Source organism: Shewanella sp. QJM3NY_23 (assembly GCF_056173105.1).
Genome location: NZ_CM149657.1, coordinates 451,614 through 461,720, shown reverse-complemented (window position 1 = coordinate 461,720; position 10,107 = coordinate 451,614). Strand labels below are relative to the sequence as shown.

At 48.6% G+C, this 10,107-nt stretch carries 7 protein-coding genes; 4 read left to right on the top strand and 3 right to left on the bottom strand.

Translation table 11 applies throughout. The features are described 5' to 3' along the window. Positions 1-365 precede the first annotated feature (365 nt). On the bottom strand, positions 366-1,760 hold the full coding sequence (locus AC0VXX_RS02195; RefSeq protein WP_475515730.1) for a PhoH family protein: 1,395 nt from the start codon (positions 1,758-1,760) through the stop codon (positions 366-368). 378 nt (positions 1,761-2,138) lie between these two features. Between AC0VXX_RS02195 and rapA the strand changes: the two genes are divergently transcribed. Both rapA and AC0VXX_RS02185 read left to right on the top strand, forming a co-directional pair. Continuing rightward, positions 2,139-5,045: an RNA polymerase-associated protein RapA gene (rapA, locus tag AC0VXX_RS02190; protein ID WP_475515729.1), complete on the top strand. Its 2,907-nt coding sequence runs from the start codon at positions 2,139-2,141 to the stop codon at positions 5,043-5,045. 358 nt (positions 5,046-5,403) lie between these two features. Further along, positions 5,404-6,267 carry a DUF3530 family protein gene (locus AC0VXX_RS02185; protein WP_475515728.1) on the top strand — a complete coding sequence of 288 codons (864 nt, stop codon included), beginning with the start codon at positions 5,404-5,406 and terminating at the stop codon, positions 6,265-6,267. A gap of 18 nt (positions 6,268-6,285) precedes the next feature. On the opposite strand, the gene AC0VXX_RS02180 is transcribed toward AC0VXX_RS02185, so the two are convergent. Both AC0VXX_RS02180 and AC0VXX_RS02175 read right to left on the bottom strand, forming a co-directional pair. Beyond that, positions 6,286-6,783, bottom strand: coding sequence for a YqhA family protein (locus tag AC0VXX_RS02180; protein WP_475515727.1), 498 nt, complete (start codon positions 6,781-6,783; stop codon positions 6,286-6,288). 136 nt (positions 6,784-6,919) lie between these two features. After that, positions 6,920-7,726 (bottom strand): crotonase/enoyl-CoA hydratase family protein, encoded by an 807-nt coding sequence (locus AC0VXX_RS02175; RefSeq protein WP_475515726.1) that lies wholly within the window; start codon positions 7,724-7,726, stop codon positions 6,920-6,922. A gap of 393 nt (positions 7,727-8,119) precedes the next feature. On the opposite strand from AC0VXX_RS02175, the gene AC0VXX_RS02170 reads away from it, so the two are divergent. Continuing rightward, positions 8,120-9,115: a response regulator gene (locus AC0VXX_RS02170; protein ID WP_475515725.1), complete on the top strand. Its 996-nt coding sequence runs from the start codon at positions 8,120-8,122 to the stop codon at positions 9,113-9,115. Between the two features lie 12 nt (positions 9,116-9,127). Continuing rightward, positions 9,128-10,102 (top strand): GGDEF domain-containing protein, encoded by a 975-nt coding sequence (locus tag AC0VXX_RS02165; protein ID WP_475515724.1) that lies wholly within the window; start codon positions 9,128-9,130, stop codon positions 10,100-10,102. Positions 10,103-10,107: the final 5 nt, after the last annotated feature.

The following is a 10,107-nucleotide window of genomic DNA, read 5'->3' as shown; positions in this document are numbered from 1 at the left end:
AATATTAGTCACCAAGGCTGCTAGGTTAGTTGTTCAATAAGGCAAGATTCGCGCTTAGTGACGACCAGACTCACCCATTTGAGCGCTGCTCAAGCATGCTAGCGACTGACATTTTTTTAAAAGCAATATCAGCCATTGCGAGCAAAAACAGCTAACCACGGCCCATAACACGGCCATGCTAATCATCATAACAAGGATGTCACGCCGACGAGCCAACAGGCGCCATAAGACGGCCTTGTTATCGGCCAACCTAATTATTGGCCAGTCTTGCTAAGTCGCAGCGTGATGTTCATCCAATAAGGGTTAAGGCGCGTCGACAGGCTCGGCGCACCATAACCCGCTTGCTATATATCACATTGCTGGGATTATAAATTTTCCTCAGCAAACTCGGCCAGACGCGAGCGCACCACACCATTAAGGTAGACGTTGGCACTGCCATCAAAGTTTTTAAACCGCTCCACAATATAGGTTAATCCAGAGGTTACTGCCGTTAAGTAGTTCGAGTCGATTTGAGCTAAGTTACCGCTGCAAATCAACTTAGTCCCTTCGCCCATCCGAGTGATCATGGTTTTAATTTGTGATGCGGTCAGGTTTTGGCATTCATCGAGTAATACCACCGAATTTTGAATCGACCGTCCGCGCATAAAGTTAATCGATTTAAATTGGATATTGGCCTTATCCATGATGTAGTTCATGCTACCGCTTGGGTTCACATCATTTTTATGTAGCACCTCAAGAGTGTCGGTAATGGCGGCAAGCCAAGGCGCCATCTTTTCCTCTTCGGTGCCCGGTAAGAAGCCTATCGACTCGGCAATTTCGGGGGTGTTACGGGTGACAATGACCTTGTCATATAAACCGCGTTCGACCACCATCTCCAGTGCCGCCGCCATGGCCAGCAGCGTCTTACCACAACCGGCGGGACCGGTTAAGATCACCAGATCGATATCGGGATCGAGTAAGGCTTGCAGCGCCATGCCTTGGTAGATATTTTTCGGTTTGATCCCCCAGGCATCGAGGTGCAATAAGCGCTCGCGTCCCAGATCGAGGATCTCCAACTCCTTGCCATCATTACGCAGTACTCGGCCACAAAAATTAGACTCCTCATCGATGAGATATTGATTAACATAGTAATTTTCATCACCTACTTCGCAAAGCGGTACACTATGAACCGTATGGCGCCCTTGGATCTCGGTGCCGACATGCTCTTTACGAGCCCAAAAATCGCCATCGAATTGATGAAAGCCTTTGGTGAGAAAGCGAATATCATCGATCAGCTGATCGGTACGATAATCTTCCACCAACATAATACCCGCGCCTTTGGCCTTAAGGCGCATATTGATATCTTTGGTGACCAGCACCACTTTTCGAGGATGGTTGAGCTTTTGCAGGTGTAATGCGGTATTAATAATGCGGTTATCGTTGTGATCGCCAGGCAGCGATACTTGGGTAGATTGCAATTGATGGTCGGGGAAAATAGAGAGTGAACCAACGGCGTCTCCATGACCTTCGCGTTTAGGTAACGCAACCCCTTGTACAATCTGCTCAGGGGTGGTTTGCCCACCGAGAATATCTTCTAGCGCCCTGATGGCGACTCGAGCATCTCGGCTCACATCACGCTTTCTGTCTTTGATCTGGTCTAGCTCTTCCAGAACGGTCATGGGGACCACTACATCATGCTCTTTAAACGAATAAATGGCTAAAGGTTCATGCAGTAACACATTGGTATCCAGTACAAACAACTTCTTGTCGTCTTGTTCCATGGGCGCCTCCACTTGTGCGTTGGGGTTAATTTAGGCTAAGCACATACTGCGATAATGAGTATCTCCTGTGATGAGTAGGCTGGACTTTACCGACCCAAAAAGCGCCGATGTCACTTCATACTGACACCAAAATCTTGAGGCATCAATCGATAATTTACCCCGCAGCGCCTATCTCATCACGCCTAAGCGTGATCGCCATTGATGACACTAAGATGACAAAGCCTGCAGCATAAAAAACGATCGCACAATTTGTAATCTCACCAGATAGCCATTAGGCTTTTAGCTGAGGCGCGACGGGGCATTTATGTTCGACATCATAGTCCCGATTGGATAACATACGCGCCCTTTCGTGATTCACCCTGTAGATGAGAATTTGTAATGCCCTTTTCCTTAGGTCAACGTTGGATTAGTGATACCGAATCAGAACTTGGTTTAGGTACTGTTGTTGGATTAGAAGACCGTATGGTCACCGTCATGTTTCCTGCCACAGATGAAAACCGGATGTTCTCACGGGCTGACGCGCCCTTAACGCGTGTAATTTATAATCCAGGCGACACGATTGAGAGTCACGAAGGGTGGAGCTTAACGGTTAGCGAACTCGAAGAGAAAAACCAGCTGATCATCTACCACGGTATCCATAGCGAAACCGGTGAACAGGTGAGCCTGCGAGAAACCCTGCTCAATCACAATATTCGCTTTAATAAGCCGCAAGATAGACTCTTTGCTGGCCAAATCGATCGCCTTGACCGTTTTGGCGTGCGCTACCAAAGCCAACTGTTACGCCATAAGCTGGCCACCTCAGATCTGCTTGGCCTACAAGGCCCGCGTGTAGGATTGATCCCGCACCAGCAGTGGATAGCCCATGAAGTGGGGCAACGTTTTGCGCCGCGTGTCTTACTGGCCGATGAAGTGGGCTTAGGTAAAACCATCGAAGCTGGCCTTATCATCCACCAGCAACTACTCACCGGTCGCGCCGAGCGCATCTTAGTGATCGTGCCCGATACCTTGCGCCATCAATGGTTGGTCGAGATGCTGCGCCGCTTTAATTTGCGCTTCTCAGTGTTTGATGAAGACAGATGTGTCGAAGCATACGCCGATAACGACAACCCTTTTTACACCGAACAGCTGGTGATCTGCTCTTTAGAGCTGCTGCGTAAAAAGAAACGCTTAGAACAAGCCTTAGACGCCGATTGGGACTTAATGGTGGTCGATGAAGCCCATCATTTAGAATGGACCGAAGAGGCGCCAAGCCGCGCTTATCGCGTTGTCGAAGCCCTCAGTGAAGTGGTGCCAGGTGTATTACTGCTGACCGCGACCCCAGATCAACTCGGTCATCAGAGTCACTTTGCCCGTTTACGCCTGCTCGATCCCGATCGTTTTTACGATTATCAAGCCTTCCTTAAGGAAGAAGCCAGCTACAAAGAGGTCGCGACCGCAGCCGACCAACTGAGCAAAGGGGTGAAACTCTCCGATGATGCCGTGGCGAGCTTAACCGAGCTGTTAAGCGAAAAAGATATCACCCCAGCCCTGCGCCTTATCGAAGATGAAAGCCTCGATGCCGACCAACGCCAAGCGGCACGTGAAGAGTTATTGCAAGAGCTGCTCGACCGTCACGGCACCGGCCGAGTGCTGTACCGCAACAGCCGCGCCTCGGTCAAAGGCTTCCCGACACGTATTTTCCATGCTCACCCACAGAGCATGCCAGAGCAATATGTGACCGCGGCAAGAGTGTCAGCCATGATGGGCGGCCAAAGCGATCTTAACAACAAGGTCAAACAAGCCCTTAGCCCTGAAAAAATGTATCAGGCCTTCGAGAGTGATAGCGCCAGTTGGTGGAAATTTGATCCGCGCGTCGATTGGTTAATCGATTTCCTTAAAAGTCATCGCAGTAAAAAAGTGCTGATCATCGCCAGCCAAGCCGAAACCGCCCTTAGCCTTGAAGAAGCGCTGCGCACCCGTGAAGGTATTCAGGCGACCGTATTCCATGAAGGCATGTCGATTATCGAACGCGATAAAGCCGGCGCCTACTTTGCTCAAGAAACTGGCGGAGCTCAGGCCTTGATCTGCTCCGAAATTGGCTCAGAAGGACGTAACTTCCAGTTTGCTAGCCATCTGGTGTTGTTTGATCTGCCGCTTAACCCCGATCTACTCGAGCAACGTATTGGCCGTCTCGACCGTATTGGGCAGGCTAACGATGTCGAAATCCATCTGCCTTACCTTGAGCGCACCGCTCAAGAGAGCCTAATGCATTGGTACCACAAAGGGTTAAACGCATTCGAACAAACCTGCCCTATTGGCCATATTCTGTTTAATGAGTTTTCACAAGAGCTGCTTACCCAGCTGGTTTATCAAGATGAAGACCAATTTACTCAGCTACTTAACCATACGCAAACGCGTTATAAAGAGCTGAAAAAAGCCATGGAACAGGGCCGTGACAAACTGCTGGAGATCAACTCACATGGCGGTGAAAAAGCCAAGAAATTGGTTGAAAGTTTAGCGGCGCGTGACCAAGATACTCAACTGATCGGCTCAGTTATTCGCCTATGGGACATCATAGGTGTTGAGCAGGAAGACAGCGGCGACAACGCCATTGTGCTGCGCCCCAGTGAGCACATGATGTTTCCCACCTACCCAGGCCTACCAGAAGATGGCATCACGGTGACTTTCGATCGCGAGATGGCCTTGTCACGCGATGATATTGCGCTGATAACCCAAGAGCATCCGTTAGTGCAGACCGGGCTGGATTTGATCACCTCTTCAGAAACGGGCACCACCAGCGTGGCTATCTTGAAAAACAAGGCGCTACCTGCGGGGACTATTTTCTTAGAGCTTATCTATATGGCAGATGCATCGGCGCCAAAATCGAGCCAGTTGTATCGCTATATGCCGCCAACGCCAGTGCGTATTTTACTGGATAAAAATGGCAACAATCTGTCTGATAATGTCAGCTATGAAAGCTTCGACAAACAACTGAGTGCGGTTAATCGTCACATTGCCAGTAAACTGGTTAATGCCTCGCAAACCATTTTGCATCCCTTGTTTGCTAAGGGTGAAACCTACGCCGAGGCCGAACTTAAACTATTGGCCGATAGCGCCAGAGCCAAGATGACCAGTCAGCTAACTGCCGAACTTGAGCGCCTCGAATCGCTCAAGGCCGTTAACCCTAACATCCGTGATGAGGAGCTTGAGCACCTTAAATCACAGATGAGTGAGCTTAATGGCTATTTAGATGGTTGTTTATTGCAACTCGATGCCGTGCGCTTGGTGTTGGTGAGCCACGCTTAACCCAGATAGGGTAAGCTGACACGATAAAAAAACGCTGGTTTGACACGCTCATCCAGCGTTTTTTTATGCAGTATCCTAGGGCATGTTGATCTTTCAAGGTTATTTTTACAGCGAATTCTTGGGTATTTATACAAGGCAGAAGCTTTGTGGTGGTGTTATTCTACATAAAAAGCTGAGAACGCAGTAGAAATGACCAACAAACGCTGCCCGAAGGGTTCAGCAAAGAACAACAGGCCCTAGGCTTGCTACCCAACAAGCATGGCGATGTTTGAACACATTTCAGCACAAGACACGGTTTTAATTTACACCGTAAAAATGCGATGATGCTCGCCGGCAAATGATTCAGGCTAAGGTGTCTATGAGATCGGTTATTAAATGCGGCTTATTACTATGGGTTGGCTCTTTTTTGTTCGTCAGCGTATCCAGCCAAGGCACGCAACCTAGCTATGACTATCTGCCACCAGCTGAAGTCACACAGCTTAATTTGGGCGAGCAAACCAGCCAGGCATTGGTGCGCAGCTGGCGCGGCCATCATCAATATGGTGCGGCGATTTTATTAGCCGATTTGGGGCAGCATGCCGATCCTAGCGGCGTGATCGCCTATCTGCGCCGTCAGCTTAATGACAAAGGCTGGGCCACCATCAGTTTGAGCGCGCCACAAGCTGCGCCAGCGATTAACCACAAGACGGATGCAGAGGAGATCAACAAGGCAGGAGAGCAACAGCTGACACTCAAGGCTACACAACGTCTGCCTCACTTAAGTCCTGATGAATGGCAAAACCTAAGACAGCAGCAGAATAATCAGTTCATTCAAATAATGAATCAGCTCGATGCATTAGGGCAGCCCTATCCAGGTAAACGTATGTTAATCGCTACGGATCAGAGCGCAGGCTTAATGATCCAGCTGTTATATGCAGGCACATTGCCTAAGCCAGATCTACTCGTGGTGATCAATCCTTACCTCACCCCAGCACAAGACAATGCCCAGTTAGCAGATCAACTGGCACAGCTGGCCATTCCGGTATTAGATATTTTGTCGCCAGACGCTACGCCAAACGCCATCGCCACCGCAGCTGAGCGACGGACGCTGTCGCCGCAAAACCAGCCGCTACGCTATCAACAGCAACCACTGGCACTTAACTTAGACCAACCCAGCGCTTGGCAAAATACCTTAGCGCTGATCGATGGCTTTGCACGGCGCATCGCAAAAGCGTATCCGTAACGATGCGCTAGCGCTGAGTTACTTTTTATCTTTACTGAGCATCAACGCCAATGCCACCAGTACCACTATGATGCCCATATAGAGCAGCTCCAGCATGGAGGTAGGTTTCATTTCGCTAAAGTAAGAAAACACCTTGATGATTAGCATCATCAAAATGACTTTACCCAGCTTGCTCTTTAATGAATCGATACTGCTGATCACTAAGATTTTCCCACCCGCGACACTGTCTTCAGCAGCCTGCAAATTACTGATAAACAACTCATATAATCCAAAGGCAAAAATCAGTAATACAGAACCAAGCAAGAAGGTGTCCAAAATCTCAACCACTACCATCACCAAGTCATTACGGATATCTAAACTCCCGGTAGTGACATAGGCATACAGTAATTCGAGCATGTGCAGCATATCTTTAATACCCATGATAAACACCGCAAACGCAGCGACCACACAGGCAAACACCCCAACGATCACCGTCAGGCGACTATTCCATAGAAAACGTTCAAATAGCGGTCTCATCTACCATTCCTAAAGCACAATAAAATTAGCAGGATAGTAGCTGGCACTCGAGTAGACGTCTCCTGCAAGCGCTGGGGAGTGTGATCCGCGTCACTGACTCATTGCTATGCTAAAGCACAAGTGATGCTAGCGGGAGTTACCACCAAGACTGCCGATGACGATAGGGACGCTCTGGATCTTTCGTCTGCCTAATCGCCGCGATCAGCCTATTTTTGCCCAACAAGAGTGCAATTTGACTCATAGATTCTCGCCGTAGCAAGCTGCGCTCACTGGCGCGCCAATTAGTATTAATACTGCGCTTAATGGCCGCGTTGGCATCTGGCGAGGTATCACATAACTTGGCCGCCAAAGCTTGAGCCTGAGCCATAGGCTGCTCACACACTTGAGTCAGTAGGCCATATTCATGGGCTTGCTTTGCCTCAATCACATCGGCTGTCATGGTTAGCAGCATGGCGACATCTTTTGATACTAACTCTCTAAGGCCAACCAAGCCGGCCATATCCGGCACTAAGCCCCATTTAGCTTCCATGATAGATAAACGACACGCAGGGCTGGCAATGCGCATATCGGCTCCCAGGGCGATTTGCAGTCCACCGCCATAACAGATCCCCTCTAATACGCAGATCACCGGCACAGGTAACCGACGCCAACCAATGGAAACCTGCTGAGCTAAATTGGCGTTTCCAGGTAACCACTTAAACAGTAACTTGAGCGCTTGCTTGGGTGATTTCATCACGCTGGCCACATCGAGACCCGAGCTAAAGTTGCCGCCACTGCCCGTTAAGATAACGCAGCGCACACTGGGATCTTTGGCGATTTTTTGCTGCACGCGTTTAATAGAGGTAAACATGGCGTAATTAAGCGCATTGTATTTTTCAGGGCGGTGTAGTTCGACAATCGCGATGCCTGAATCGAGGGTCAAATTGACATATGGGTGCTGCATTCCTTTACTCCTAAAAACCTACTGGTCTGTCCACACCAAGATGCTAACACAGTTGGTACATTTAGCTAAAACAGATAACATCAGGTTATTTTTTGGCGTATGTCAAAAAAGTGACGTTTTAATTTCTTTTTTAAATCAAAGTGATCGATAATGGTTAATCAGTAGTATCGGCTACCTATGGTGGCTATTTAACGGTAAAACAAGACGTAGACCCTTAAACGCATTGATGACCACTTGAGTCTTCTTTATGATCGCGCCATCCACTGGCGCTCCCAGGGTTTCTAGGATGAACCAAAGAAAACTGCCCCCTTGCTGTTAGTGTATTTAGCAACGCAACTCACTAATTTTAGTGTTATCTTCAATAGAAGGGCAGATTAGGATGTTATAACTAGCATGTCGATCCCAGTACTTATATGCGATGACTCTGCACTCGCAAGAAAGCAGATGGCACGAACACTTCCAAAAGAATGGGATGTGGAGATTCACTTTGCCGCCAACGGCGCCGAGGGTATAGAAGCCATTAGAGCCGGTAAAGGTGAAGTGGTATTTCTTGACCTCAACATGCCGGTAATGGACGGTTACGAGGTGCTAGAGATCATTCAAAAGGAAGATCTCCCCGCCCTTGTCATTGTGGTTTCTGGTGATATTCAGCTTAAGGCACATGAGCGTGTCAAAGCCTTAGGGGCACTGGATTTTATTCAAAAACCGGTGAGCGCCGAGGCCATTAGCCATATTTTACAAGAGTATGGCATCTTAACCATAGCTACTGGTGATGGCATTAACGACAGTCCAATGATCGAAGTCGATCTTAGGGACGCCTGCCAAGAGGTGGCTAACGTAGCGATGGGGCGCGCGGCCGATCTATTGGCTAAATTACTCGATGTGTTTGTGTTATTGCCGATCCCCAATGTTAACGTGCTCGAGGTCAGTGAGCTGACCATGACGCTCAAGGCGACCGAAGAAAACGGCACCATCTCAGCCCTATGCCAAGGATTTATTGGTGCTGGTATTGCCGGCGAAGCCCTCTTACTGTTTCACGACTCTTCGTTCCAAGACATGGCCAAATTGATGGGGCTCGCCAACCCTGAAGATGCCAATACTGAGATTGAAGTAATGATCGATACCGGTAACGTGCTTATCGGTGCGTTTCTTAACGGGATTTCCGAACAGCTACACATGAAATTTAGCCAAAGCCATCCAGTAGTGCTTGGCAGACATTGCACAGTGAACGATCTTATCCATGATAACGCCGAAAAATGGGCCAGAACCCTAGCCATGGAGATCAATTACCGTATCGAAGGCCACAATATTCAATGCGATCTGCTGCTGCTATTCACTGAAGAATCGTTACCGACGCTTAATTATAAGCTAGGTTACTTGCTAGATTAGTTGGATAACACCATGACCTATGACAAAAGCGCAATGAACGAACTGCATTGGCTCATCGATATGGTGCAAACCATCGAGGTGGGGTTAGTGGTATTAGATCGAAACTACGATATCCAACTGTGGAACGGCTTCATGGAGAACCACAGCGGTATCTCGCCCAATTCGATAAAAGGCGCCAACCTGTTCGACCAATTTGAATACCTACCCGCCACTTGGTTAAAGCAGAAGATGGAGTCGGTATTTCTATTGAAAAACCGCGCCTTTATTAGCTGGGAACAGCGGCCTTATGTATTTAAATTTAGTAATTATCGGCCGATCACCGGCCGCGCCGATTTCATGTACCAAAATGTCACCTTACTGCCACTCTCTTCACTCACAGGGCAGATAACCCACATCAGCATGATCATCTATGATGTAACCGATGTCGCCATTAACCGCCTTCAGCTCAAAGCCGCCAATGAACGCCTAGAGCATCTCAGCCAAACCGACGGCTTAACTCAGCTACATAATCGCCGTCATTGGCAACAGTGCATGCAGCATGAGTTTGACCGCCATTCACGCTATGGTTCGCCCACCACCTTAGTGATGTTCGATATTGATCACTTTAAGCGCATCAACGACACCTACGGCCATATTGCCGGAGACAAGGTGATCCAACACGTGTCGCACATACTAAGGCAATCACTGCGAGAAACCGACTGTGCAGGCCGATATGGCGGTGAAGAGTTCTCGGTGATCTTATCAAACACCAGCGCCGAAGATGCCCTTAAATTTGCCGAACGCTATCGTGAAAAAATCGCCGCTTCACAGATGCGTTACGAAAATGCCAAAATCAGTGTCACTGTTAGTATTGGCATTTGCGAAATACAGCCCGAGTTTGATAACAGCGCGCAGTGGCTAGCCAGTGTCGACAGCGCCTTATACCTAGCAAAGCAAGCTGGGCGTAACCGCAGCGAAATTTACCACCCACAGGCCGAAATTAACTAAGGCCT